Below are 25,898 nucleotides of genomic sequence, written 5' to 3'. Positions count from 1 at the left end.
CCCGCCTTGCGGCGAGGCCCTTGTCTTCTGGGGAGATCAGTCGCGCTTGCTGTTCGGGCGCGACCAGATCAGCTGCATGCCGTCTTGACCTTCCACCTCGACCAGGGTGGCGTAGATCGGAGCCGCGAAGCTCGGGTCGTCCAGCTTGACCGATAGGTAGTCGCGTTCGGTCTCCTTGGCCTGCTTCTGCCACCCGGCGCCCAGTTCGACGTTGCCGGAGAAGATGCGGAACTGCGGGCCATTGTCGGAGGGGTTCTCGACGCGCTCGAAGCGGGCCTTGATGTTGAGTGCGAGAGTGTTGATCTGACCGGTGAAACCGTTCTTGGTGGTGGTGAAAGTGCCGATGTTTGCCATTGTCCTATTCCTTTTCAATGTTTCGGGCCGCGTCCATCGCGGCCTCGATGGCTGTCGAAGAGACCGGAAACGATCGGCGCGCATCCCGAAGGGACCGCAATGAAATGGAGGACGGCGGTCCGGGGCTTTCTTGTTTCGCGAGGAATGGCGGCGCAGCCGCCAGGGGAAGAAAGTTCCGGCCCGCCGTTGCGACAAGCCGGGCGAGGCGAAGCCGTTTGCCGGTCAGACATGCCAAATCGAGACCGCGTTGGGCGAGCTCCGTGAGAGACGACGGAAAAAGGAATAGGCCACGACATGGCGAACATGCTCACCGCCACCCGTCACGGACGCACAATCGGCAGATCGACCTCGGCAGAGTGCAAGGCAGCCCATTTGCCGGATCGGGAACTCCGCACCATTGGCCAGCCATCTGCCAATCTCCGGTGACCGAACGCGCGACCGGAAAAAAGACAACAGGCATCCGTCCGAAAGTGGCGTCCCTCTGCAAGGTGCGCGGATGTTGCGGGGGTTCTCCTCCTGCACGGCATGGTGAGTTTAGGCGAGCGCTGCAGGTGCTCCGTCGTCCCGGACCATCGCACCGAACTCTGATGACGAAAACCCGCCGCCAAAGCGGTCTGACATTAAACGCCGCATATTCCCTCGCACTCGTTCGGCCAGAGATCGAGCTGGCCGTGATCGGCCAGCGTCGAGAGATCGGCCTCCTCGAGAGGAACACCGGACCGGTGCAAGTAGACCTCGCCGCGAATGCCCCGGATGCCGGTTCGGATCGCGCGGTCGACATCAATCGCATCGCGCCAGGCCTCCTCGTCATGATCGCGCATGGCCCGCCATCGGGGATTGTCATGGAATGGACAACCGATGCAGGCCGATTTCGGCGGGTCGGGATAGCCGCACTCGCGCAGCCAGGCGAGGCAATCGCGGCGCGTCATACGCTCTTCGATCAGCGGCCACCGGTTGCGCTGCCAGGCCTCCCGGCTCGGTTTCATGCGGATCACCTCGTCAAAGGAAATTCCGATCCATTGCTCGACAACCGCGAAGGTTGGCGAGCGTTTCCGGGTGAGCTGGACCAGTTCGCGGACCTTGCGGCGGATCGGCTCGATCTTGTAATCGCCGGTGCATTGGCGACGGATCATGCCGACGGAGACATTGCCGCGACGATCGACCGACCGCGCGAAGGCCGGGATCGATGCCCATCTTTCGCCGCGACCGGCGGCAAGCAGATTGTCCCGTATGTTGGCCGGCCCGACGATGAAGACCGGAAACGGCAACACGTTCGGCGACATGAGCCAGTCGAGATGCTCGTAGACGGCTCTCGGCTCCCAGCCGGTATCGGCGAAGATCGCGCAATCGGGCATGGGCCCAACCGCGCCATGCGCCGCCATCAGGGCGAGCGTCGTCGACTGGACGCCGGCTCCGAGCGACAGCGCGCGCAGTCGGATGGCGGAGGGCTGGCCCTCCGCATTCGTATTCGGGAGGGGAAACATCAGGCCGCCTCCCGCTCTTCGATTGCTGCGGCCGGTTGGAGCCCATGGAGGTAGGCGACCGCCCGCTGTGCATGCGCTGCTGCCTGGAAGATCGCGCGTTTGTCGTCCTTGAGTACGTGCAACCACGATTGAAGGTAGCTTGCGTGATCGGGTCGGGGCTCGAGTTCCGGCACGATTCCAATATCCGCGCACAGGAAGCAGCTCCCGAGCTCGGCAATGAGTTCTTCGCGGGCGCGTTCGGTGCGATCCTTGTGATAGCGCGACAGATCGCGCCCGACGCGGTGGGCTGGCGCCGTCCAGTGGGTGGCCTCATGGCTGAGAACGGCGACGTAGGATTCCGCATCCCGGAAGCTCTCGAATGGCGGCATCTGGATGTGGTCGCTGGCGGAAGCAAAGAAGGCTTTGGTCCCGCCATGGCGGATCACTGCACCGGTGTTTTCGAAGAATCGGTCGGCATGCTCGATCCGCGACACCGGATCGATGATCCTGTCCGGGCGATGGTAATAGTGCTCGGGAAGGCCGTCGATCTGATCGCAATTGAAGACGGTATAGGTCTTGAGAAACGGGATATCGCGCTCGATCTCGTCGCCACGGGAATCCGTTTCGGTCTTGGTGAAGCGGCTGGCATAGACGACGGTCGCGCCGGTTTCGCCCTTGCGGACCTGCGCTCCGATCTGGCTGGCCTGACGATACGTCATCCAGAGTGGCGCTTCAAAGCCGCGGGCGAGACTTTCCGACCAGAGAAGGAGGACGTTGATTCCTGTGTATGGCTCGCCGGAATGCCGGAGGGGCCGCGTGATCCGGCCCTCCAGCCCGCTTACGCTCCATGGCTTCATCCAGGGGCGGACACCGTTTTCCAGATCGGCGACGATCGTCTCGGTGATCCGCGCATAGATATCGATACGCGGGCTCTTCTCTTTCCTTTTCATTTTCAGACCTTCTGATTTTCAGGACCGCGCCGATCGCGGTCCGTCACGAGGTCCGCCAATGGCGGGGCTTAAGGCCGTAGCGGCACCCGAGCCGGGGCCCCGGTGCGCGTAGCGTGGCCGGGTGGCGAAGGGCCGGAACGAAGAGGAGGACGGCGAAGCCGTTGCCGGTGCTGCCGGCGCCGCCCGGACCTTACCCGGGACGGACCACGGTTGGCGCTGCCGAGCAGCCAAGGGCGCCGCCTCGCGCCGCCCTTGAGGAGTGGGAGGATTGGTGGTTAGTGGACCGATTGACCGCCCGTGTAGGGGTCGTATTCGAAGAGGATGACGATCTCGGCATCTTCGACTTCGTCGGCGGGGAGAACGCCGTATTCGTCGTCGGACCTGAAGAGGACGATCGGGGTCATGAGGGTGCGGGCGAGGTTCCAGGCGTGTTTCTGGGCGAGGGAAAGATCGTGCTGCATCTGAGGGCTCCATCGTTGGAGCGGGCCAATCCCGCTCTTGATGGCTCCGTCAGTGTGCGGCTTAGCGGACGCGATCACCGCGCAGGCCAAAGCCAAGCGGCCGCCGCTTGCGAGCGGACCCTTTATGGGTTGATCGTGGAAGTCCGCGCCGCACCAGGAATGCCATCCCTCAAAGAGCGGGATTGGACTGCGTCCGAGATAGAGGACCGGCCATGTACGATATGATTTTCACGAAGAGGCCGTGAACCGATCTGCACTCGCACCGGCAGTGACGTCTTTGCGTCTGGCTGAGCGAACCGGTAGGCGGCGGGCCAGTCAGGCCTGGAAAGGCGTTCGGAGAAGTTGGAGACGCGTATCCGAGGTCGGCGCAATTCCTTCCATGGATATCGCAAACTCGTCCCAGATCCGGCCGATAAATTGCCTTGCATCGCAGTCTTCGAGGAGAACCGGCATCTCGGGATCAACCTGGGGACAGAGCAAAACGCCAAACTGGCCGTGCGGGAAGTGAATCGCGACGGCATGCCTCATTGTCGACAGCGACCGAAAGTAGCTGGTGCCAAACGCGCCAAATGCTGCCTCGCCGAGCGGAAGGGCAGTCCAAGTTTTTGCCGGAACGTGGATGACCTGGCTGCCGGTGTCGAGCTCACTCTTCAATTCGTAGAGAAAAACGCTGTCATTGTTGGCGTCGCAGATCCGATGATCGAGATACGCCTCTATGTGGAAGTGACGATCTCGGGCAAGTCCGGGTTTTCGATGACTGTCTTGAACGCTGAGCGCATTCTCTCTTGTGTCGTGCCGTCCGCCATCTGGTGAAACGCTGCTTGATACGCTTCAAACCCATGCTGGCTACCGATCCACGCATTAGGCGCATCGGCGTTGATCGCCCCATCCTTGATCGACACGATCACTGGCTTGCGGTCCTCGGACACGCAAAGAACGAACTCGCAGCCCTGGTCTGATTGCCGGTGGATGTCGAAAAGGGCAGCAACCAGTTTTGGGGTGTTCCACTCCGAAAGGTTCGTCGCAATGAAGTCCTTGAGGAACTTCGTTGCGAAGGCGGATTGCCCAGCAAAAGAGAGGCAAACATGAGGATGCAAGAATACCGTTTTCAGCAGTCCGGCGAGTGGCAAATTCTGGCGGAAGTGTCTTTCGGTCGACGCTCCAAACTCGTCGGTGACCTTCGAGTCTGACTGGATAAAGACGTCATCTCCTTCTTTTCGGCATACGACAAGTGTCACGATCAGTTCCTCGGTCCGACATAGCCTTTATACTTCGGAGTCGTGGAAAAATCTCATCATGGTGCCTTATTCTGCAAGGTCGGGTTGGAAGCGCTCGAGATGATTGTCGATAACTCGGGTCATAGCCACGCCACCGAGAACGTGGCACCTGTTGCCAGGATCGAGGCTTGGTAGCCGGGCGGAGCCGAAGCTCCGCCCGAGCGGCTCAGCCCAGAGCCGCCATCTGGAGTTCGGCCGCCCTGCGGTCGACGGTCTGGCCGGGATTTTCGACCTGGCGCTGGAAGGGCTTCCAGGTTTCGCCAACGATCTCTTCGTAAGCCGTTACAGTGCCCTCGGCCGCGCAGCGGAGCGCATGGGCCTGAATGCCCATATCGGCCGCGAACTCTCGCTTGCGTTGGGCATTGCTGTCGAAACCGACTGGTCCGCCGAGATCCTCGTCGCGGGTATCGTTGGCCGACTTCGCAGTCGCGTCCCGAGCTTCTGAGACCGCGCGGGAGTAGAATTGACCGGCACCGTGGGCGGAGCCGACATAGGAGCCGACGATGCGCTGCAAGTGGATCTGCATGGCCCGGTCACCGAGGCCTTCGTTCAGGGATTCGGCCGTGTCGACGATAATCTTGTGATGGAGATCGCGAATGCCGTCGCTGTCGATGACGGGAAGGCCGAAACTTTCGGAGATGAGGGAGGCCTGGGCGCTGTCGGGGCAGGCGAGCCGGACCATTTCAAGGGATGCGCCCTTGCGGAGCTGGACGATCTTGCCGGATTGACGGGAGGGACGAGCGTTGCTGGTCATGTGAGGTCCTTTCCTTCACGATTTGACCGAAGGCTCGAGCCGGCCCCTGCCGGCCCTCCCTTCGGGCGCGGGCAAAAGAAACCGGCGGAAAGACGGGGGCTTCAGGGTCCGCACGGACCGGGACGAGCGAACCTGTCCTGCGGGCCAGCAGGGCTTATCAAGCCCTCGCGCAGTCCCGCGGGGCCGGTTTGGCGAGGATGGTGCGTGCGGCCGCATCGCGGCGCGTCAGCGGCCTTGAAGGCTCCGGCCGCCGGTTTACGACCGCGACCAGAACCGAAGGGAGGCCGGAAGGGGTGGCATTCCACCGGCATTCAATGTGAAGGAAATGACCGTGGCCGGTTGGCATATGCTCCTGCCGTCATAATACGGCTTGCGCATCCGCTTTGGTGGTCGGCCCGTTGCTGATGGTCTTTGCCCTGACGGCGAGGATCGCCCACTCCTGTCGTGAGAGCTTTCGGTTGAGGGCATCGATTTCGCTGCGCCGCTCGAAGCTGAGCTCATCGACATAGGCTCGGAATGTGGCCTCATCGCCCCGGGTCCATCGCGATCCCCCGCGCGTCCGCGATCTTGCCTTCGTCCTGGCGGTCGTGGTCATGCGTTCCGCCCTGGCCGAAATCTGCCGTTCGATCCGTTCAAGGTGCGCCCTCGTCTGCCGGTGCGCCAATTCCATCCGACGCAGCAGTTTCGCTCGCTTGGCGGCCATCATGATGCGGCCCTTTTCGGCACGACTCGGGGCCATTGCGGGAATTGCGTGGTCCCGGGCCTGTAGTCGGACGGAATGGTAACCGGAGCCATGGACGCAGCCAGGTCTTCGCCGGCGACGGCCCAGTCGAGGATGCCGCCTGTAGCCGGCACACGTGCTGCGGGCTGGTCGAGTTGTGCCTCGAGAGCGGCAATGATTTCTGCACGCGGATTTGGGCCGTTCGTATCGACGACAAGGTGGATGGCAACGATGAAGGTGCTCATGAAGAGGGTCTCCCTTTTGGATGGACGAATTCGGGGGCGCGGATCGAGATGAGAACGGCGCGTTTCCATGCGTCGGCGCCGACTAGCCGAGCGCTGTGGCGCCTGTGATGGATGACGAGCCGGGGATGGGCGCCCTCGAGCCTGAAGCCGGCGCGCCAGCCAAAGGCTGAGGCGATGAGTTTCCAGGGAACCGGCATCACCGCCCCCATCCGACAAAGCTCGACGGACCTTCGTAGACTTCGTGCCGATCGGGATCGACGACGAAACCGAAACGACCGATCTCGTATTCGCCGGACGGAACGAGGAACCGGCGTTGCTCGGCCTCTCGGTCCCGGTGGCCGCCGAGGGTCGCGACAACCTCCACATGACGGTCGTGATGTTCGGACCTGATGGCGGAGATCACGATCCAGTCGCCGGCGTGCCGCGCATGAAAGGCACGCCGATCCTTTTCATGAGACTGGCCGGGCGCGAGCACGGTTACGAAGATCGCTTCCCAGGCATCGGGCCAGCTGTCTTTCACGGTCTGCTCGGCGCAACGCCGTTCGAAGCTCGTGAAGAGATGCGGAAAGCTTAGCGCGACGATCGCCCATTCCGCGTCTTCCTCATACCAGCCGCTGGGCCGGCGAAGTCGCCGGTCGACCTTCGCATTGCGGTCGGCGGCAAGATGAAAACCGCCATGGCCAGCGGTCGAATGGCAGACGACACCCTCGGCAAACACCGTCGCGCCCTGCGACGGTCCCCACGGCGTGTTTGCGTGGGAGCGGATTTCTTGCCGTCCGAGCGCATGCTTCTCACAGGCGTGCCCGGCCTGTTCGAGCACCTTGGCGCGGAACGCCTCTTGATCGGCGAGCACACCGCCATGCCCGTAGAAGTCCTTGCGGAGCAGCTCCTCGAGCGGGCGGCGTAATCGCCAGGCATGCCCAAGAAAGTACGTGTCGGCGCGACCGGGCAGCATGGCGAAAGCGGTGTCGCCGAACTGTGCGACCGGAAACCCTTCGACGCTGGTGGCGAAACGAACCTTCGGCCGCGACGTCAAATCTGGCCCTTTTTGATCGGAGGTCATGCCGCCCTCCCCTCACCGCCATCGGTGGCGGTTTCGTCGGCGGTCACTTCCTGCAGCTCGGCTTCGGGATAGCCGTGACGCGACAGCCACTCGTCGGCGGCCTGCCGGTTCTGGGCGACATGGACCAGTTCGCCGGCGTCACCGGGACGATCGAGCACGAGGATCGCGCCGGCCGTCGGCCGCTCGACGACCGAGAACGCGAGCCCGCTATCGACCGAGAAGGTTCTGAAGACCCGGAGTACGATGACGGCCTTGCTGCCGAAGTCCCCCTCGTGAAGCGTGAAGCTGGCCGGTATGGTGGTCTGGCCAACGACGGTGGCGGCCTGTTTCTTGACGAGCCGGCCCGAATTGTTCTTGCGCTCCCAGGCCTGGAGCTTGCGGCGGTGCCGTTCGGGCGGGCGCGGCGTGCCGTCGGAATAGCGAATGATCGCGCCGAGCGGCGCGGTGTCGGAGATCAGTTGCGCGGACATGGGTGATGTCCTCCTGTTTTTCGGGATTGGAAACCGAAACGCCGCCGGACGATGCCGGCGGCGTGATGTGCATTCGGAAGGAAGAAGACCGCTATTCGGCGGCTTCGCGAAAACCCTCAGAGACAGCATCCGGGTCGATGTCGCCCTCGTCCGGTTCGTCGACGGAGCCGTCAACGTCGGCGGCGTCTTCGTCCTCGACGATTTCGTTACTGGCCTTCCAGTCTGCCAGCTCGTTCGCTTCGGGTGCGAACAGCGCGGACGCGTGAACGAAGCGTTCCTCCTGAAAATGCTCGACGAGTGCCGCTCGGGTGTCGCGGACCTTGTTGCGCGGCAGCACCGACGTGTCCGCGCATGCGGCCTCAAGCGCCTGCCGGGACAGGCACAGAAGAAAGTCCTCCGTCCCCATATTGGGCAGGAAGCTGTCGGCTCCGACAACCGCGCCGGCGATGCGCGAGACGATGCCGCTGTTGGACATGCTGCGGCGGCACGACAGCACCTCGATCAGCACCGAGCGCACGGCGACGCGGAGCGTGTCCTGGTCGAAGGCGAGACTACCGGTCTCGTCGACCAGCTTGGCGGCATGGGGTGCGATCTGGCTGCGGAACGAACCGCTATTGCCCGAGCCGGAATCGACGCGAACGTTCTGACCGGCAAAGGCGATGACGAGCAGTGCCATCAGCGTGTCGTCCTCGATCGGCGCGCGTTGAAGCGCCTCGTGAAGCGCGTCGGTGCGGAAATCGCCGATCATGTCCTGGCCCTTCTGGGTGACATCGGGACGCTGCGCCGGCGCGATGGCGCCGCCCTCCCCCACCTTTCCCTTGGTCGCTTTGGGCTCGGGCATCCGGTAGACGACCGACTGCACCTTGCCCTCACGGTCGAGATACATCGCCGTGCAATCGGACTTCTTCGTCTTGCCGTAGACGCGCTCGGCCTTCTTCGGCAGTTCCGGCTGGCCCCAATTGTTGGACTCGGTGATGATGCCGTTCTTCGGCAGGTTGTTGGTCATCCACTCCTGCTGGGCACCGAGGAAGGCCTCGACATCGGTCGTATAGCGGCTGTCTTCGTCGGCAGGCGCAAAGAGATCGTCGACCCAGGCGATGCCGTAGGCTTGCGCCAGCTCGTCGTCGAAACTGGCGTCACGGGCATACATGCGCGTCTTGGAGAGGCCGTTGGCGACCGACCACCAAGAGGTGGTCTCGCTCTTCTTCGGCTTGTGGGCCTTCCAGACCTCCTTCTGCTCGGCAATCGACGCGGCCGCAATGGTCCGGAGCTGCCGCTCGTCGGGCATGTCGCCCTTGGCCATTTGGTCCAGCATGGCGGGAAGCACATTGGCGAGCAGCCGGAGCTTCTTGATCTGGCGCACCGAAAGCGACAGCGCCGCGGCGATCCCTTCCTCGGTCCAGCCAAGCGCGACAAGCCGCTCGATGGCCCGCCACTGATCGACCGGGTTGAGCGGTTCGCGGGCGATGTTCTCGACCATGGAGCGCATGGCGCCGCCATCCTCGGCCGCATCGGTCACGATGACCTCGATCTCCTCGAGCTCGGCGGCGATCGCACCCCTGGTGCGGCGATGGCCGGCCTGGATGATGAAGCCGTTGCCGCCATCGGCTTCGGGAGAGACGACTGGCGGCTGGATGATGCCGACGGCCATGATGGTCGCGGCGAGCAGCGCATCGCCCTGCGGCGTGGATTTGGACTTGCGGGCATCGTCGGGATTGTCCTTGAGCGCGCGCGGGTCGATCTTGATGATATGCATGGGAAGCTCCTTGTTGGGTTTGAGAACCCGGCATGCCGCCGGTTCCCTTTCTCGTCTTCTTCTCGAAGACACTCACGGGACCGCGGAGCGGGCGGGCCGGTGCAACTGCGGCCGAGCGTCCCTGCCCGGCCGGACAAGCGGGGCTGACAAGCCCTGCGAAGGATGACGGGCCGGGATGGCGCAGGCGGCGGTTGAGCGCCAGCGTCTCCGGTCCAACCGGTCTGCGACCGGTCCCTGCTTTTCCGCCTTTTTCTTCTTTCTGACTTTTCCGGCGTCACAGGCATTGCTGCGCGATGAGCGACCGGTGATCGGCGGGCGTTACCACTCATAAATATCCAGACCGTCGACGGTGTCGCCGTCGCGGTCGAGAAGGAGGTAGTGGCACCCTTGCGACCGCGCCCATTCCATGACGGCCATCAGATCGTCGGGAATAGCGTCGGCACCGGCACCGCGATTCTCGTCGTGGGCGTAGAGAAACCAACCATAGGTTCCGTAGGGTCCACCAGCCCAGGGCCGGTCCTCGACATGGCCTGTTTCGAGGCATCTTGGCGTCGCCTCGGATACGTGTGCAGTCGATATGACGACGAAAGAACGGATATCAAGCTGCGGCATTGCGGGCCTCCTCGATCACTTCGTCCGCCAGATCGGCCTCGATGGCATCGAGCTGCCGGCGCTTGTCGGCAAGCTCTTTCTCGAAACCAAATTCTCCACCCTGGCGGGACTGGTAGGAGGCCAGCCGGCGCTTCGCGTCATCGAGCCTGAAACGGTATTGCGACCGCTCGTCCTCGAAACTTGAAAGCACATGTTCGATGCGCGAGATCGCGCCGAGCGGCGTGACCGTCAGGGCGAGATCGATGTCGGTCTCCGCACCGGTCCGCGCGAGCGCGACATCATATTGGAATTCGTCGTTGCCGAAGCGGTGGCCGGAGAAGACGAGATCGAAGTCGCCGATATTGGCGATGGTCTTTTCGTCTTCCTCCCGCAGATGTACCAGCGTCATGATTTCCTTCATCAGCGCGCGGCCCGCGGGCTTGCGCTCGGCGAAGGATTGCCCGGCAATAGTCATGGCGAAGGCGTCGCCTGTCGTTGGAATCCGGCGCTCGATATCCTTGCCGATCTCAGCGATCCGCCGCGTATCGTGCGCGATGTCGCGCTCGGCATTGCGGATTTGCCGGCGGACGGCGAAGAGATCGTCGCGATGCGCGGCCCTCAAACGTTCCAGCCTCGCAATATCGGCTTCAAGTCCCGCTTTCTGCATCAGGCGCTGATCGCCGGAGGCAATGGCCTTGGCCATGGCGAACTGGTTGGCCTGGCCTTCGCCCAGGTCTTCAAGCCGGCGCACTGATGTGTCGCCGGAGAGCGCTGCGGCGATGAAGCGGGCCTTGCGCTCGTTGTTCTGCCACATCTGGGCATCCATCGAGCCTTCGGTGGCGTAGGCGAAGATATCGATCTCCCCATGCTGATTGCCCTGCCGCTCGATGCGGCCTTCGCGCTGTTCGATCTGCGAGGGCAGCCAGGGCACGTCGAGATGGTGGAGCGCCTTGAGGCGAAGCTGCGCGTTGACGCCGGTGCCCATGGTTTCCGACGAGCCGATCAGGAAGCGGATTTTTCCCGCATTGACGTCGGCAAAGAGCCGGTGCTTGGCCTCGGTCTTCTTGTAGTCCTGCATGAAGGCGATTTCAGAGGCCGGGACACCGAGGCGGACGAGCTCGTCGCGGATCCAGCGATAAGCGGAAAAGCCACGGGATTTCTCGACACTGATCGTGCCGAGATCGGAGAAGATCATCTGTGCCGCGCCCGGCAGATCGAAAGGCTTGCCGTCCTTGGTGAGATAGGTGTTTGCGGCGGTGTCGGACCAGATGCGATAGGCGTTGGCGACCAGCTTGTTGAGCTTGTTGTCTGGCTCATTGTCATTGTCGGGGTCGACCAGCCGAAGATCGATCGCTGCATGGCGCCCGTCGGTGATGACGGAAAGCAGGATGTCGTCGCCGGGTTGCGCCGGTCCCTCGCGCTTTTCGATGGCCTTGATGCGCGCCTCGAGCACCTGTTGATAGAGCTTGAAGTCATTGGTCGGCTTGGCGGTGACGATCTGACGCTTGCCGGTCGAGACGGCCGGGATTTTCACATATTGCTTCAGATCCTCCGGCAGCACGACATCGGCGAAGGAGCGGAACATGGCGATAAGTTCCGGCACGTTGACGAAGGTCGCGAAGCGCGAGACGGGCTTGTATTTGCCCGATGGCTGCAATTCGAGCTCGGTCGCCACATCGCCGAAGGTCGAGGCCCAGGCGTCGAACTCGTGCAGCCCGCGCTCTTTCAGGGCTTCGAATCCGAGGAAGCGCTGTACCGAGAACATCTCGCCAAGCGTGTTGGTGATCGGCGTTCCGGAGGCCAGCACCAGTGCGCGGCCGGGGTTCTTCGTCTCGATGAACCGCGACTTCACATAGAGGTCCCAGGCCCGCTGCGATCCGTTCGGATCGACGCCCTTGAGCGTCGACATGTTGGTGGCAAAGGAGAGTTTGCGGAACTCCTGCGCCTCGTCGACGATGATCTGATCGACGCCAATCTCCGAAATCGTCAGCAAGTCGTCCTTGACGGAGCCGAGCGCATCCAGCCGGTCACGCAATCCCTCCTTCAGTCGTTCAAGACGCTTGCGCGACACCCGGTCGTCGCTTTCGACCCGGGTGAGCAGTTCTTCGTAGAGCGCCAGCTCATCCTCGATCATCTGCTTCTCGAATTCGGCCGGGACCGCGATGAACTTGAAGGCGGAATGCGTGATGATGATCGCATCCCAATTGGCCGTCGCGGCGCGCGACAGGAAGCGATGACGCTTGTCCTTAGTGAAGTTGGTTTCATCCGCAACCAGGATCCGCGCCGTCGGACAAAGCGCCAGGAATTCTCGGGCGGCCTGCGCCAGGCAGTGGCCGGGCACGACCAGCATGGCTTTCGAGATCAGGCCGAGCCGGCGCTGCTCCATGATGGCGGCCGCCATCGTCATGGTCTTGCCGGCGCCGACGGCGTGCGCGAGATAGGTCGCGCCCGCTGAGATGATCCGCCAGATGCCGCGTTTCTGGTGGCCATAAAGAACAAAGGCGCCTGAGGCGCCCGGGAGTTGCAGATGGTCCCCGTCGAAGGATCGGGGCGCGATATTATTGAAGGTGTCATTGTAGACCCGCACCAGCCGGTCGGTCCGGTCCGGATCGGACCAGACCCATGTCTGGAAGGCGGTCTTGATCTTGGTCAGCTTCTCCTTGGCTGCCTCGGTGTCGACGACATTGAGGACACGCCGTTCGCTGTCGCCGTCCTTCACCGTATCGAAGATCTGCGGGATCCGGCTGTTGAGCGCATCGGCGAGCAGTTCGCCGGCATGCCGGCGTTTGGTGCCCCATTCCGACGTACCCTCGGCGCGGTAGGCGAGCATGCGGGCGTCGACCGTCCAGGAGGCGAGTTCAGGCATGTGACGGATTCGGATGTCGGTCCCCATCGTCTCCTTGACGAAGTCGACGACATCGGAGGCGGGAACCCATGGCGCGCCAAGCCGCGCGGTGATCTCGGACGGGGTGAGGTCGGCCGGCTGCACTCCTTCGAGCGCCTCGACATTGCGTCTGTAGGCCGGGTCGAGCTCGGCGGCGGCTTCGGCGATCGCCAGCTTGTCGCGCACGGGACCGGAAAGATAGGCGTCGGACGTCTGCCAGGAGCCGTCCGCCGGATCGCGATAGATCGCGCTGCCGAGTTCCTCGATGACCGTCTCGCGGTCTTCATGCAAGAGCTCGGCGATATGGTCGGGATCGACATGACCGCGTTCGTTCAGGACGACGGCGAGCGCATCGGCGGCACTGGTGATCACGGGCGGCGATGGCGGGGCGATGACCCGTTCGGAAAAGATCGGGCCGGGCTTTGCCGTGTCGGTGTCGAGATCGTAGGCCTCGATAGAGGCGACCAGCCAGCAGTCCGGATCATCGAGGAAGGGCTGCAGGTTCGGGCGGCGATGCGTTTCGCGGGTCTCCCCCGTCGCAGCGTTCTCCGTGATCGACACCTTGGTGTGATTGATCGGCCCGAAGTCGCGGACGAAGCTCGACCAGGCGATGCGCAGCTTCACCTGCAGGTCGCGCCATGGCTGATCGGTCTCCTGGGCCTTCAGGACCGCGCGCACGGCGTCGCGCACGGGGATCAGCTTCCTGACGATGTTGATCTGCTTCTCCGAAAACCCTTCGCCGGACCGGCCCATGCGGACGGGAACCGGAAGGGGTTTGCCGTCGAGCACCTGCATCAGGCCCCTCGACGCATCGAAGACAAAACTGCCCTCGCGGACATGCGCATCCTCGGTTCTGACGATATCCGTCAGGCTGGCCCCAAGTTCGAGATCGACATCGATCACGTCAGGTTCGCCGTCATAAAGGGCTTCCGGAAGGGAAAGGATGGCAGCGTCGAGGTCGGCTTCGAGGTCGCCGGCGCCGGCGAGGCAGGTGTAGGTCTCGCCGAAGGGACCGGATGTGGTCGCGTGGCGGCCGAGCACATGGTCTGAATGCTCTGCGAACCAGCGATTGACGCGGATCGCTTCGCTGTTTTCGGTCGCTGAGATGACCTCGGCAAGATCGAGCCAGCTTGCGTCGCCCTGCGGCTCGCCCGGCTTGCGCTTGCGGAAGAACAGGATGTCGACGACGACGTCGGTGCCTGCATCCTGCCGAAAGCTGCCTTCGGGCAGACGGACCGCGGCAATCAGATCGGCCGAGTTGGCGATGTGCTCGCGGGCCCCGGCATCCGCCTTGTCCATCGTCCCCGACGAAGTGACGAAGGCTGCGAGCGCGCCGGGTTTCAAAAGATCGATCGAGCGGGCGATGAAATAATCATGCAGCCGCAGACCCATCGAACGGTAGGCGCGATCCGAGCGAACGATCCGGTCGGAAAACGGCGGATTGCCAATGGCCAGATCGAAATGCGCCGGTATATCGACGCGCGCGAAATCGCCCTCGATGATGCGGGCGACCGGCTGCAGGAGCCGGGCGATCCGCGCGGTGACCGGATCGAGCTCGACACCGGTGACAATGGACGCATCGTGGAATGCCTCCGGCATCAGGGCTGGAAACAGTCCCGTCCCGATGCCCGGTTCGAGCACGCGGCCGCCGCGCCAGCCGAGCCGTTCGAGACCCTTCCAGATCGCCCGGACGATAAACTCGGGCGTAAAATGGGCATATTGCGTGCAGCGGGCGAGCGAAGCGTAGTCGGCCTCGTTCACGGACGCCTGCAGCCCTTCGCCGAGGTCTTCCCATCCCTTGCGGAACCCCTCCTCGCCGGGCCGGGTGAAGATGGTGTTGGCGAGATCGGACGCACCGAAGCCGGTGAACCGGATGAGACGAGCCTGCTCGTCGTGCGTCGCGGGCCGGTCCTCGGCCGCGATCGCCGCGGCAAGGGCAATGGCGTCGAGATTGTCCCGTGCCCGGGCCTTCCAGCCCTTGGCCAAGCCCCGGCTTCCGGAAAGATGGAAGTTGCTGCCGCGTTCGGCTGCTTCGCTGACATGCTGATCAGCTGATCTCTCGAATGCTGAGGGTCTGGAACCATCCGCCACCTTTGGAGGATCGGCCTCGACCGTCTTGGTCATCGGGGTTTCGGCGAAGGCGGTAACGCCAAGGCCGAGTCCGGATGACAAGGCATTCTGCGAACTGCCGAACATGTCGAGGGTGAAGGGATCGTGGTCTGACATTGATGGTTTCTCCTGTGATGCGGGCGCACGAAGCCGCGCCGCCGGGAGACCCGGCAGCGTCAATGACGTGCGGATTTGAGAAAGGGGTTAGCGGGTGATCAGCGAGAACGAGATGTCGTTCTCGGTGAGCTGGATGCCGAGATGGGTGATCCCGAAGCTGCGGTTGAAGCTCGGAACCAGCAGATCGGCATCGATGAACTCGATGCCATCATCGCCGCCGAAGTGCCGGCGCTTGTAGTCCCACCAGTCGGTATCGCCCTTCGGATGGCATTCGGTCGAGTAAACGACGAGTGGTTTCTGACCCTCGGCGAGCTTGCCGTTGGAGATGATGTAGACGCCCTCGTCGCCAACGAGCCAGAAGCCGGGCTTCTCGCCCTCTCCCGGACGGGTGCCATAATAGGGATTGCGGAAGCCGCCATTGGCGGCCGCATCCTCTTCGCCGCGCGCGATGACCTTGCGCACCGCAAGAATGGGAAATGTGAACATGAGGGACCTCACGCGGCTTCGGGCAGCGGCAGGTGGCGCAGATGAACCGGCAGCTTTTCGGAAATCTGCTGATCAGTCAGGCTCTCGAGCAGTTCGAACCGCGTGCCCGGCTTGCCGTAGACGATGACAGTCCGATTGCCGCGATGTTCGGGCCGGAAATCCGCGCCGGCATAGCCGCGATAGCCGTCATGTGTGGCGCTCCAGATATGCTCGATCCGCTCGTCGCGGGTCATCGCCTTGACCGGCCGGCGCTCGCGCTCGACGATGGCGTCGCGCATCTCATAGGGCGAGCGCGGGTCGGACAGATCGCAATAGGCGTGGAAGTATCGCGTCACGCCGTTGATGCTGAGCGTGTAGAAGACGCTGGTGATGCTGCCGGTCAGGAATTCGCGCATGGCGAACATCTCGCCGCGCATCCAGAGCGGCGGCAGGATTTCGAGCATGTAGTCATGCTCGGTTTGCGCGATCTCGAACCATTCGCCGGTGTAAAGAGCGCTGCCGTCGGTCTGCCAGCGATCGGGCCGCTGCGCATGGCGGTCGAAGAGTCTGAACATCTGGTAGCGGTCGGCGATTCCGAACTGGATCTTGCGGATGGGAGAGGTCATTGCGGGCTCCTTTGAGGCCTGTCCCGGGGCTGAAGCGCGGCGCACCTTTCCAGCGTCACCATCTTCTTCAGCCCTTCCGGACCGCTCCCCGCGGCCGCCTCTCCGTGCGGCCGGGTCAAGGGCCGGCGTCAGCCGGGCGGAGCTTCACCCTTGACGCGGCCGGCGGGCATGCGGCAACCGTCCCTCTCCTCCTCCCTTCCATCCTTCTTTCTTCTTTTTGCCTTCAGATCCTCGTTCCAGTCCTCCAGCTCCGGCCGCAGCCGCACGAACCCGCAACCGGCATCGGCGGCGAGCGTCTCAAGCCTCGCGGCAAAGCTCTCCCCTTGCGCATTGTTGTCGGTGGCCGCGACCAGAAGGGCGTCTGCCCGAACGGCGAGGTCGAGCAGGGCTTCGGAACTCGCCGGCGACCAACCGCCCCCGGTGCTGAGATAGAGCGTGTCGGGGCGCTGTTCTTCGAGCGCGGCGAGGCTCATGGCATCGATCGCGGCCTCGGTGACGCAAAGGCGCAGCCCGTCGACGGTCCCGAACCGGAAGAGGACCTTCGCGCCGCCGGTTGCAAAACCACGCCAGTCCGGCCCGCGCTCCTCCCAGCCGGTCACGGCGCCGGAGCCAGAACAATGGGCAGCCCACATGCTCCCGTGGGGGCCTTCCCGCAGGATGTCCTGGGCAATCGCGGCTCTCAATATGGCTTCGGGGATGTGACGCTCGTCGCGCAGATAGCGCCATGTCAGAGAACCGCGCCACGGCTTGCGCCGCGCTTTCCAGCGTTCGGGGATGGTGAGGTCGGCCGCGGGCGCGCGTGACGGCCGCTTCCATTCAGGCTCCGTGGGCACGAAACCGATGAGATCGGCAACGACATAGAGCGCGGCCGCAAAGGGAAGGCCGTCGAGATGTTCGACCAGTCGGAAGACGTCCCCCTTGGCGTCGGACAGCGGATCGAACCAGCCCTTGCCCTCGTGAATGACGATGATGATGTCGTCGCCGCGGCGGTATTTGACCGCCTTGCGGGTGCTTTCCTTCAGATCGACGGCAAAGCCGGCGGTCTCCAGGACCGCGCCGCAATTCACCTTGTCTCTCAGCTCTTCGAGCTCGGCTTTTTCCATTTTTTTTCCGCGTCTTGCGCGGTCCTCTATCCGGTTTCCGCTCCCCTTTTCTGTAGGGGCGGGATCCGGACGCCACGAAGAGCAAGGCAGGCCAGGGCGCGGCTGGCAAGCCGGCAATTGTGCCGGGGTGGATTTATTCGCAGCCAGGCGCGGCACAGCTTCCCTTGCCTGCCGCCGCACGCAAGCGGCAGGCCCAACCTCACATCCTCTTGGTTTCCTCCTCGACCGCGATCCGCCGGACGACTTCGATGTTCATTTCGGCGCGGGGACTGAGGCGCGCAACCTCGGCCGCAACTTTGGCCCAGTGATAAAATTCGTCCCGGTCCTCGTGATAACGGGCACGCGCGGCGCGGCGTTGCGCCTCGTAATAGGCGTTGACCTCATCAGTAGCGACCAATTGACGGGCGTCAGATCGCCACCTGCGCCGGATCGCTCTACGATGCTGAACCCATCGGTGAATGGCCGGAAACAACGATACCTCCGTCCCTAATGTTTAAACATGGGCCCACATGCTGTTTTGGTGTGAGACGCTTTCAGCAAGCCCGTCAATGAGCAATGCGGTTGCCATGCTGCACCATAGAGCGATGCGCGCGCATCTGGCAGAGTGATCGTTACCCGAAGGGGCCGAAACCGGTGCAAGCGGGTTCGGTTGGAAGCCGGCGCGCCGGCTGGAAATAGAGCACGGTCGCGCGCCAAGCGCGGCTGCCACAACAATTTCTCCGGAGCCGGACGATCAATCGGATCGCTCCGAACGCATGATTTTTGCACTCGCCCATACGATCGAGACTGGCAGCACGAATTCGACGATCATCATGGTCACATAGAATGGATGCGGTAGCCCCACAATCGCGATAGACACTAATCGAGCCAATCCGCCGACGAACAGGATGGCCGCAAGGACGCGGATTTCGCGGAGTTTGGAACGCCAGTCCTTGAGACACCAGAGGACTGCGCCGCCGTAGCATAGAAACAGGGCGGCAAAGAAGCGATCCTGATTGTCCATGGTCGCGTTGCCAGGAACAGAGCCGGGTATCACCTCCGGTCCCAGTGCAATATGGCCAAGAGAAATCACGACAGAAGCTGCACCGAGAATGAGGAGCAAGCCCCGCAAGAAAGTTTCCATCTTTGCCATCCGTTGTCCGCAACAATGATGCCAGCTTAGCGTCTGGAATGGCGCCTTGAAATAGATGACCTTTTGCGACGGGCTCGACGGACCTCGTCTCTGATCGCACAAACCTGCTTTGACATTTTTGCTCTGAGTACAGGAAGGGTGGCCGTCCGCATGGTGTAAGAACTTTACGCGGGACTCCCGACCCAGCTATTGTTGCCGCATTGGCGCATGAACCACTTCTGGTCGAGGATGATGAGCATCAGCTGGAATGAAATCGTTGCGATCTACCAAAGCCAACCCTGGTGGGTCTGGCCGTTGGGGATGTTGGCGATCTGGTTTGCGGCGAAGTGGCTGCGTCAGAGATGTATCAGCTATGTCGAGAGGCCGGTCATAACCGCAGATGGTTTCAGGCAATGTGGCGTGCAGGTGGATTTTGCTGCGGGCACGATCACGCTTCCAAGGGGCGACAGCTATCCGGTTTCGTATGTCCGGGGATTGCGCTGGGAAGATTATTCGACTGCCGGAAAGTACCGCGCCTATATCGATGTCGATGATCTGGAGCGACCGCTCCACCCAGTCTTCTTCTCGACCGCTGATGCGCCGGAAGCGTTTGTGGCTCGGCTGCGAAGCACCATCGAGAAGGCTGGCGGACCGCGATTTGCTGCAAGTGGCGCGGACAGGTTCGATATCATCGAGCGCGATCTCAGCGATCCGGTGACCGCCGCCGTCGCAACGCGGGTTGCCGGACAGGGCCGGCGGGTGTCCTACGCGCGGGTGGGTTGAACCCGGAACAACGTGTGGTTCGCGCGATGAATGAAGCGGTCAGATGCCTCAATCTTGATGGAATCCCGTCGGAGGCGCCGCGCGGCGATGGCCTGCCCTATTTCAGGTTCGACCCTCAGGGGGCCTGGCGGGTCTCTGCAGGCAGCCGGCTGCATGACATCGAGGATCGCTGTGTTCGTCTGCACGAAGCGTTCAAACGGGCGATCATGAAAGGGATAGATTATTCGGGAATGCTCCGCGCAGTGCCCGAATTCGTCAGCGTTGCGGGCCACAATTCGGAGGCTAGTCTGACGCGCGAGCTGTTTGAGCAGTCTCTCGCAAAGACGGCTGGTTTTCCTGAAATCAACAGGTTCCTCTATCTTTATGACTGCCAGCACTTGGTCGCCTCGATCCAGGAATGCACGAAGGAAATCGAGCAGGTTCTTGGCGAATTCTATTTCACACTGAATACGGAAAGCCTCTTCTTTCCCCCTATGAAACATGAGGACGGGCTTCGGTATTCGTCATCGCCGGTGACGACAAAGCTTTTTGCCTATCTGGGCTTCATATTCATTCGGATGCACAGCCTGCTCGACTACACGGTCAAGGTTGCATTTGAGGCCGAGCACCTTCGTCAGGACTTCAAGCGTTATCCGAAGCTCTCCAGCGGGAACATGCAATTTGGCGACCGCAAGCGCGTAAGCTTCGACAAGGCGGCGGGGACCCTGTTTGAATCCTGCGAATTCATGACCACGGTGGAAACGCTGCGCAATCACGTCATCCATGACGGGCTGCTGGACGATATGCCGAAGGCCTATGAGCATATCCGGGACGGCGTTGCGATCGAGAAGTTCGTGCTCTTCCCGGACATGACGAATGGGCGCTTCGATCGGTTCGTGAACCGCAACCTGTTCTTCGGCCGGGAGGACAAGATCAATCTGCGCCTGCCTGCAATTGTTGCCGAGTTCCAGGCTCGACAGGTCACCACATTTGAGCGTGTCCTCGCCCCGCTCCTTGCACTCGGCTAGGGGCACCGCCTCACCGAAAATCCCGCGTCTTCACCTTGATCTCGTCGATGTGGCCATAGGGATCGGCCATGTCGCGTGGCCTGGCGATCCCGCGCGGATCTGGCGCCGGCGACCCATGATGAAACCCGTCGCCGCGCCCATGCGGCAGCGGAAACTCCCCAACCCGACTGCCGACGCTCGCAAGCTCTGAAGACAGGTCGATCAGCTCCCGGGCGACGATATGGACCACCTCCCCTTCCCGCTGAACCCGCCCTTTGACGCCGAGCATGCCCGAGCCGAGTACCGTACGCCGATATTTCTCGAAGACTTTTGACCAGACGACGAGATTGGCGACCGAGGTTTCGTCCTCGAGCGTGATGAACATGACGCCCTTGGCCGAGCCGGGACGCTGGCGCACCAGGACGAGCCCAGCGACATTGACCCAACGGCCGTCGCGCAAGGCGACGGCTTCCGCGCAGGTCACGAAACGCTGGCGGGCCAGGTCCGACCGGAGGAAGGAAACCGGGTGGCGGCGCAGGCTCAGGCCGACATGCCCATAGTCCTCGACCACCTCGCGGCCCGCCTCCATGGGTTTGAGGTAGACCTCCGGTTCGGACTGCTCGGGAACGACGCCGGCCTCGCGATTGGCCGCGGCGGCGAAGAGCGGCAGGGGCTCGTCGCGCAGCGCCTTGATTGCCCAGAGCGCCTCGCGGCGCGCAAGACCGAGCGAGGGCCTAAAGGCATCGGCTTCGGCGAGTTCGACAAGAGCAGCGGCCGGGATGCCGGCGCGGCGCCAGAGATCGTCAACCGAGACGAGTGGGTCCTCCTCCCGGCAGGAGACAAGCCGGGCCGCTTCGGCTTTGCCGAGGCCTTTGACAAGGCGTAAACCGAGCCGAACAGCAAAACGGTTGTCATCACCGTCGATCGGCTCCAGCGTGCAGTCCCATCGGCTCGCATTGATGCAGACGGGACGGACCTCGACACCATGGTCGCGGGCATCACGCACGATCTGGGCGGGCGCGTAAAAGCCCATCGGCTGGGCATTCAGAAGCGCGCAGCAAAAGGCGTCCGGATGCCAGCATTTCATCCAGGACGAGGCGTAGGCGATCAGGGCGAAGCTCGCAGCGTGGCTTTCGGGAAACCCGTAGGACCCAAAACCCTCGAGCTGCCTGAAGGTGCGCTCGGCGAACTCGCGGTCATAGCCATTGCTCACCATGCCCTCGATCAGCTTGGTGCCGAATTTCGAGACCCCGCCGGTGTGTTTGAACGTCGCCATGGCGCGGCGGAGCTGGTCGGCCTCGCCGGCGGTGAACCCGGCGCATTCGATGGCGACGCGCATGGCCTGTTCCTGAAACAGGGGCACGCCAAGCGTCTTGCCGAGTACGACCTCGAGCTCCGGTTTCGGAAAGGTCACCTCTTCCTTACCCTCTCGCCGGCGCAGATAGGGATGGACCATGTCGCCCTGGATCGGGCCGGGCCGGACGATGGCGACCTCGATGACGAGATCGTAGAAGGTCCGCGGCTTGATGCGCGGCAGCATCGCCATCTGGGCGCGGCTCTCGATCTGGAAAGTGCCGAGCGTGTCGGCCTTGCGGATCATCGCATAGGTGCGCGGATCCTCGGCCGGGATCGTCGCGAGGTCGAGCCGAATATCCTTGTGCGCGGCCAGAAGGTCGAAGGCGCGGCGCATGCAGGAGAGCATGCCGAGCGCGAGCACATCGACCTTCATGAATTTCAGGACATCGATGTCGTCCTTGTCCCATTCGATGGCCTGCCGGTCTTCCATGGCCGCTGGTTCGATCGGCACCAGCTCGTCGAGCCGGTCATGGGTCAGGACAAATCCGCCCGGATGCTGGGAGAGATGGCGCGGCGTGCCGACGAGCCGATGGGCGAGTTCCATGGCGAGCCGGAGCCGCCGATCGCCCATGTTGAGGTTCAGTTCCTCGGCGTGTTTCTGCTCGACGCCCTCCGACCAGCCCCAGACCTGTGACGACAGCGTCTTGGTTAGATCCTCGGTCAGACCGAGCGCCTTGCCGACATCGCGCAGCGCACCTTTGGAGCGGTAGCGGATGACGGTGGAACAGAGCGCAGCCCGTTCGCGGCCATAGGTCCGATAGACCCACTGGATCACTTCCTCGCGCCGTTCGTGCTCAAAATCGACATCGATGTCTGGCGGCTCCCGCCGTTCCTCCGACACGAAGCGTTCGAAGAGAAGGTCGTTGCGATCCGGATCGACCGAGGTGACGCCGAGGACATAGCAGACGGCCGAATTTGCGGCCGATCCCCTGCCCTGACAGAGAATGTCTTTTGAGCGGGCGAAGCGCACGATCGCGTTCACCGTCAGGAAATACGGCGCGTAGTCCAGCTTCTCGATCAGCGCCAGCTCGTGATCGAGATTGGCCCGCACCTTGTCGGGCAGGCCTTCGGGGTAACGCTCGGCGGCCCCTTCCCAGGTGAGCTTTTCGAGCGCCTGTTGCGGCGAGAGGTCCGGAAAGAGCTTCTCCTCCGGGTATTGATAAGCGAGCTCCTCGAGCGCAAACCGGCAGCGGTCCATGATCTCGGTCGTGCGGGCGAGCGCTTCGGGGTAGCGATCGAACAGCCGGTGCATCTCCTCCGGCGGTTTGAGAAAGCGATCGGCGAACCGCTCGCGGCGATGGCCGAGCTCGTCGATGGTGACATTGTGCCGGATGGCTGTGACGACATCCTGCATGAGCTGTCGGCCCACCTCATGGAAGAGCACGTCATTGGTGACGACGGTCGGAACCCGCGCCGCGGCGGCCAGGTTCGAGAGCTGCCAGAGGCGGAGCTGATCGTTGGGCCGTCGGCGCAGCGTCAGCGCCAGATAGGCGCGGTCGCCGAAGGCTTCCCGCAACCGTCTCAGATGCAGCGCGCAGTCATCATTTGCGCGGTTCGGCACGAGGACCGCGATCAAGCCCTCCCCGTATGCCACCAGATCGGCCCATTCGAGATGACATTTTCCCTTGCCCGCGCGGCCTTTGCCGAGCGACAGCAAACGGCAAAGTCGGGCATAGGCCGGCCGGTCGGTCGGATAGACCAGGACCGGCAGGGTGTCGGCGAGGTCGAGGCGGCAGCCGACGACGAGCCGGACGCCGGTCTGCCGGGACGCTTCGAGCGCCCGGACGACACCGGCCAGCGAGTTTCGATCGACGACGCCGAGCGCTTCGATGCCGAGTTCGGCGGCGCGTGCGAAGAGCTGGTCGCAACTGCTGGCGCCGCGCAGAAACGAGAAATGCGTCGTCACCTGCAATTCGGCATAGCGCGGCCCGCTCATCCAAAGATCCCGTGCAGAAACCAGCGTTGCGAGCCGCTGTCCTCATGCTCGCCGTCGCCCGACCGGAAAAGCCAGTAGCGCTCGCCGGTCTCGTCCTCGACCCGGAAATAATCCCGCACGGTTGTCAGCTCGGCATCGCGTTTCCACCACTCGCCGCGGATGCGTTCCGGACCGTCGGCGCGGCGGACGCGGCGGCGCACGCCGCGCCAGGTGAACCAGACGGGCGGATGGTCGGGCAAGAGCGCCATGGTCTCGACGGGCTCGGGCCGGGGCAGGAGCCGCGGCGGACGCGGCCAGTCGCCCTCCCAGGTCAGCCCGGTCTCCGGCGCCAGCGGCGGGATGCGCGCGACGGATCGCTCGGGCACATCGCTTTGGACCGGCACGAAGCGGCAGAGCCGGTTTTCTCCAACCCGGTTGGCGAGCACGTCGACGAGGTCGGAGACATCGGGTTCGGGTTCCTCGACAAGGGATGAGATCGTCTGCTTCTCGCGCACCGGCTCGGTCTGGATGGCGATCAGCACCATGATCTCGATCCCGAACCCCGGATCGACGGTTTCCAGCTTGTCTCGGAAGAGCCGGGTCAGGCGTTTGGGATCGCGCACCGGCTGTGCCATGCCGATCCGGATGAATTGCATGGTGTTATCGACCCGGTGAAACAGGAGATCGAGTCGCCGCGCGCCACGCCCGGCTTTCTCGAGTTCGACGCAAAGGGCATCGACCAGTTTTGCGATATAGCGCGCGATGGTTTCGGCGGCGCCGATCGGCTCCCCAAAAACCTTGCGCGCTTCGATCAGCTCGGGCGACCGGACGGGATCGACGGGTTCCGCGATCCGGCCAAGCGCCTGGTCCAGCCTTCGCCCGATCTCCGGGCCGAACCGCAGCGCCAGAGGCGCGCGCGGCTGATCGAGGAGCTCGCCCACCGTCTCGAACCCGAGGGTGCGCAGGCCGGACACCGGCCCGGGATCGAGGCGGAGCGCCTGCAGCGGCAGGGTCCGAAGCATCGCCTCGCCCTCGCCGGGCGGAACGATGATGGCTGGCCGCGCGATAAACCGCGCCGCGGCATGGGCCGCGCCCCAGGTATCGGCGACTGCCGCGCGCGCCTCAACGCCGGAGGCGGCAAAACGCTTGATCATATCGGCAAGCATGGCCGCCTCGCCGCCATGCAGATGATCGGCGCCGGTCGTATCGATCACCAGCCCATCGGGCGGATCGGCCATCACCACGGGCGAAATCCGCTGCAGCGCCCAGAGCGCCAGCTTGGTCAGGCCCTCGGTCTCCGCGGCGGGATCGGAATCGGCAATGATCAGTCCCGGCACCAGGGCTTGCGCCTTGGTGACGGCCATGCCGATCCGCACGCCAAGCCCTTCGGCATTGGCATCGAGCGCGGTGATCAGTCGGCGGCGGCCGGTCCGTCCCGCCATGACGAGCGGCGCATCATCCGGAGGCGATGCGTCGCCCGATTTCCTTCTGAGGCGATCTGTCGGCCACCTCGGAAGGAAGAGCGAGACGACCCGTGTCATCGCATGCCTCCACTTCAAAATCTGCACTTTCGCCGGCGCGGCACCGGATGAGCTCGACCAGCCAGCGGGCGCGGCCCAAACCGGGCACCGGCAAGGGCCGCGACGGCAGGACGGACACCCGCCAGCGGCTGACGCTCGCCGTTGGTTGCCCGAAATCCCCGGCCTCGGTCTGCCGGCGCCACCGGCGCAGCGCCAGACCGATCGTGTTGGAGCTCTCGGCCGCGAGCTGAAGGCGGCGCGAGGCGGGCATCGACAGGCGCGCGGTTTCGGCGACGACAGCGCCAAGCCCGCCATGACGCAACCCTTCCTCGAAACAGGCGAGCAACGCCTTCTCGTCGCCGGCCTCGACATGGATCACCCGGTCGGGCGCAAGTCCGGCCTGGGCGATCGCCGGTGCGAAGAGATCGGGCCGCGTGACCACCCAGAGCACCTTGCCCTTGGTGCGCGCCGCGATCCCGGCCGTAAACAGCGCGGCCGCAGCCCCATCCACGGCGCCATTGCCGCCGCCCGCCACCTCATGCAGACAGCCAAGCCCCAGCCCTCCTCCCGGAAGCCTTCGGTCGATGTCTTTCAGGCCGAAGGGCAGAACCGAGCGCGCACGTCCCCCCGGACCTTCGAGATGCGCGATGCGCTCTCGAAGCTCGGCAATAGCGGGACTGACCGAATGGCTCGGCATGACGCGGAAAGGTCTCCTTTAAGGCTTTGCAACGGCGAAAATCTCCGGTATGTTCATTATTTGTTCTCTTTCCGGTTTTGAGTCAATCGGACTCTTTGACGGGCTCAGGCCACCTCGACCG

General features: G+C 63.5%; 23 protein-coding genes. 2 read left to right on the top strand and 21 right to left on the bottom strand.

Translation table 11 applies throughout. The features are described from left to right. Positions 1 to 36 precede the first annotated feature (36 nt). The 18 genes from R2855_20360 to R2855_20275 form a co-directional block, all read right to left on the bottom strand. Entirely contained in the window at positions 37 to 354 is a 318-nt protein-coding gene (locus R2855_20360) for a DUF736 domain-containing protein (protein ID MEZ4533360.1), read from the bottom strand. Positions 355 to 974: 620 nt separating this feature from the next. Next, positions 975 to 1,838: a hypothetical protein gene (locus R2855_20355; protein MEZ4533359.1), complete on the bottom strand. Its 864-nt coding sequence runs from the start codon at positions 1,836 to 1,838 to the stop codon at positions 975 to 977. Further along, positions 1,838 to 2,767, bottom strand: coding sequence for a zincin-like metallopeptidase domain-containing protein (locus R2855_20350; protein MEZ4533358.1), 930 nt, complete (start codon positions 2,765 to 2,767; stop codon positions 1,838 to 1,840). The genes R2855_20355 and R2855_20350 overlap by 1 nt, the downstream gene beginning before the upstream one ends. Positions 2,768 to 3,042: 275 nt before the next feature. After that, positions 3,043 to 3,228 carry a hypothetical protein gene (locus R2855_20345; GenBank protein MEZ4533357.1) on the bottom strand — a complete coding sequence of 62 codons (186 nt, stop codon included), beginning with the start codon at positions 3,226 to 3,228 and terminating at the stop codon, positions 3,043 to 3,045. Between the two features lie 315 nt (positions 3,229 to 3,543). Continuing rightward, entirely contained in the window at positions 3,544 to 3,882 is a 339-nt protein-coding gene (locus R2855_20340) for a hypothetical protein (GenBank protein MEZ4533356.1), read from the bottom strand. A 59-nt stretch (positions 3,883 to 3,941) separates the two neighbouring features. Next, on the bottom strand, positions 3,942 to 4,466 hold the full coding sequence (locus R2855_20335) for a hypothetical protein (protein MEZ4533355.1): 525 nt from the start codon (positions 4,464 to 4,466) through the stop codon (positions 3,942 to 3,944). Between the two features lie 205 nt (positions 4,467 to 4,671). Continuing rightward, positions 4,672 to 5,259, bottom strand: a complete 588-nt coding sequence (locus tag R2855_20330) for a hypothetical protein (protein MEZ4533354.1) — start codon at positions 5,257 to 5,259, stop codon at positions 4,672 to 4,674. Positions 5,260 to 5,961: 702 nt separating this feature from the next. Beyond that, a complete protein-coding gene (locus R2855_20325) occupies positions 5,962 to 6,225 on the bottom strand; it encodes a hypothetical protein (protein MEZ4533353.1) in 264 nt (87 codons plus the stop codon). Between the two features lie 196 nt (positions 6,226 to 6,421). Beyond that, positions 6,422 to 7,288: a hypothetical protein gene (locus tag R2855_20320; GenBank protein MEZ4533352.1), complete on the bottom strand. Its 867-nt coding sequence runs from the start codon at positions 7,286 to 7,288 to the stop codon at positions 6,422 to 6,424. After that, the gene (locus R2855_20315) at positions 7,285 to 7,758 is read right to left on the bottom strand and encodes a hypothetical protein (protein ID MEZ4533351.1); all 474 of its coding nucleotides are present in this window, start codon (positions 7,756 to 7,758) and stop codon (positions 7,285 to 7,287) included. Before R2855_20315 ends, R2855_20320 begins: the two co-directional genes overlap by 4 nt. 91 nt (positions 7,759 to 7,849) lie before the next feature. Further along, positions 7,850 to 9,514 (bottom strand): ParB/RepB/Spo0J family partition protein, encoded by a 1,665-nt coding sequence (locus R2855_20310; protein ID MEZ4533350.1) that lies wholly within the window; start codon positions 9,512 to 9,514, stop codon positions 7,850 to 7,852. 318 nt (positions 9,515 to 9,832) lie between these two features. Next, on the bottom strand, positions 9,833 to 10,126 hold the full coding sequence (locus tag R2855_20305; GenBank protein ID MEZ4533349.1) for a hypothetical protein: 294 nt from the start codon (positions 10,124 to 10,126) through the stop codon (positions 9,833 to 9,835). Further along, a complete protein-coding gene (locus tag R2855_20300) occupies positions 10,113 to 15,215 on the bottom strand; it encodes a DEAD/DEAH box helicase family protein (protein MEZ4533348.1) in 5,103 nt (1,700 codons plus the stop codon). Before R2855_20300 ends, R2855_20305 begins: the two co-directional genes overlap by 14 nt. Positions 15,216 to 15,302: 87 nt before the next feature. Next, positions 15,303 to 15,713: a DUF3085 domain-containing protein gene (locus tag R2855_20295; protein ID MEZ4533347.1), complete on the bottom strand. Its 411-nt coding sequence runs from the start codon at positions 15,711 to 15,713 to the stop codon at positions 15,303 to 15,305. Beyond that, positions 15,710 to 16,306 (bottom strand): DUF1419 domain-containing protein, encoded by a 597-nt coding sequence (locus R2855_20290; GenBank protein MEZ4533346.1) that lies wholly within the window; start codon positions 16,304 to 16,306, stop codon positions 15,710 to 15,712. The genes R2855_20295 and R2855_20290 overlap by 4 nt, the downstream gene beginning before the upstream one ends. Before the next feature lie 128 nt (positions 16,307 to 16,434). Beyond that, entirely contained in the window at positions 16,435 to 17,409 is a 975-nt protein-coding gene (locus R2855_20285; GenBank protein MEZ4533345.1) for a DUF3991 and toprim domain-containing protein, read from the bottom strand. 199 nt (positions 17,410 to 17,608) lie between these two features. Next, positions 17,609 to 17,806 carry a hypothetical protein gene (locus R2855_20280; protein MEZ4533344.1) on the bottom strand — a complete coding sequence of 66 codons (198 nt, stop codon included), beginning with the start codon at positions 17,804 to 17,806 and terminating at the stop codon, positions 17,609 to 17,611. A gap of 336 nt (positions 17,807 to 18,142) precedes the next feature. Then, entirely contained in the window at positions 18,143 to 18,532 is a 390-nt protein-coding gene (locus tag R2855_20275) for a DUF4345 domain-containing protein (protein MEZ4533343.1), read from the bottom strand. Positions 18,533 to 18,940: 408 nt separating this feature from the next. On the opposite strand from R2855_20275, the gene R2855_20270 reads away from it, so the two are divergent. Together R2855_20270 and R2855_20265 are read left to right on the top strand one after the other, a co-directional pair. Continuing rightward, a complete protein-coding gene (locus R2855_20270; GenBank protein ID MEZ4533342.1) occupies positions 18,941 to 19,303 on the top strand; it encodes a hypothetical protein in 363 nt (120 codons plus the stop codon). 26 nt (positions 19,304 to 19,329) lie between these two features. After that, the gene (locus tag R2855_20265; protein ID MEZ4533341.1) at positions 19,330 to 20,310 is read left to right on the top strand and encodes a hypothetical protein; all 981 of its coding nucleotides are present in this window, start codon (positions 19,330 to 19,332) and stop codon (positions 20,308 to 20,310) included. A gap of 10 nt (positions 20,311 to 20,320) precedes the next feature. Here R2855_20265 and R2855_20260 read toward each other — a convergent pair whose 3' ends face one another. The 3 genes from R2855_20260 to R2855_20250 are packed head-to-tail and all read right to left on the bottom strand — an operon-like array spanning position 20,321 to position 25,777. Next, positions 20,321 to 23,581, bottom strand: a complete 3,261-nt coding sequence (locus tag R2855_20260; GenBank protein ID MEZ4533340.1) for an error-prone DNA polymerase — start codon at positions 23,579 to 23,581, stop codon at positions 20,321 to 20,323. Beyond that, on the bottom strand, positions 23,578 to 25,101 hold the full coding sequence (locus R2855_20255; GenBank protein MEZ4533339.1) for a DNA polymerase Y family protein: 1,524 nt from the start codon (positions 25,099 to 25,101) through the stop codon (positions 23,578 to 23,580). The genes R2855_20260 and R2855_20255 overlap by 4 nt, the downstream gene beginning before the upstream one ends. After that, complete coding sequence (locus R2855_20250) at positions 25,016 to 25,777, bottom strand: ImuA family protein (protein MEZ4533338.1); 762 nt, start codon at positions 25,775 to 25,777, stop codon at positions 25,016 to 25,018. The genes R2855_20255 and R2855_20250 overlap by 86 nt, the downstream gene beginning before the upstream one ends. Between the last annotated feature and the right edge of the window lie 121 nt (positions 25,778 to 25,898).

This window comes from Thermomicrobiales bacterium, assembly GCA_041390825.1.
Lineage (GTDB): Bacteria > Chloroflexota > Chloroflexia > Thermomicrobiales > UBA6265 > JAMLHN01.
The sequence above is the reverse complement of the archived record's forward strand: the minus strand, read 5'-3'. Positions and strand labels throughout refer to the sequence as shown.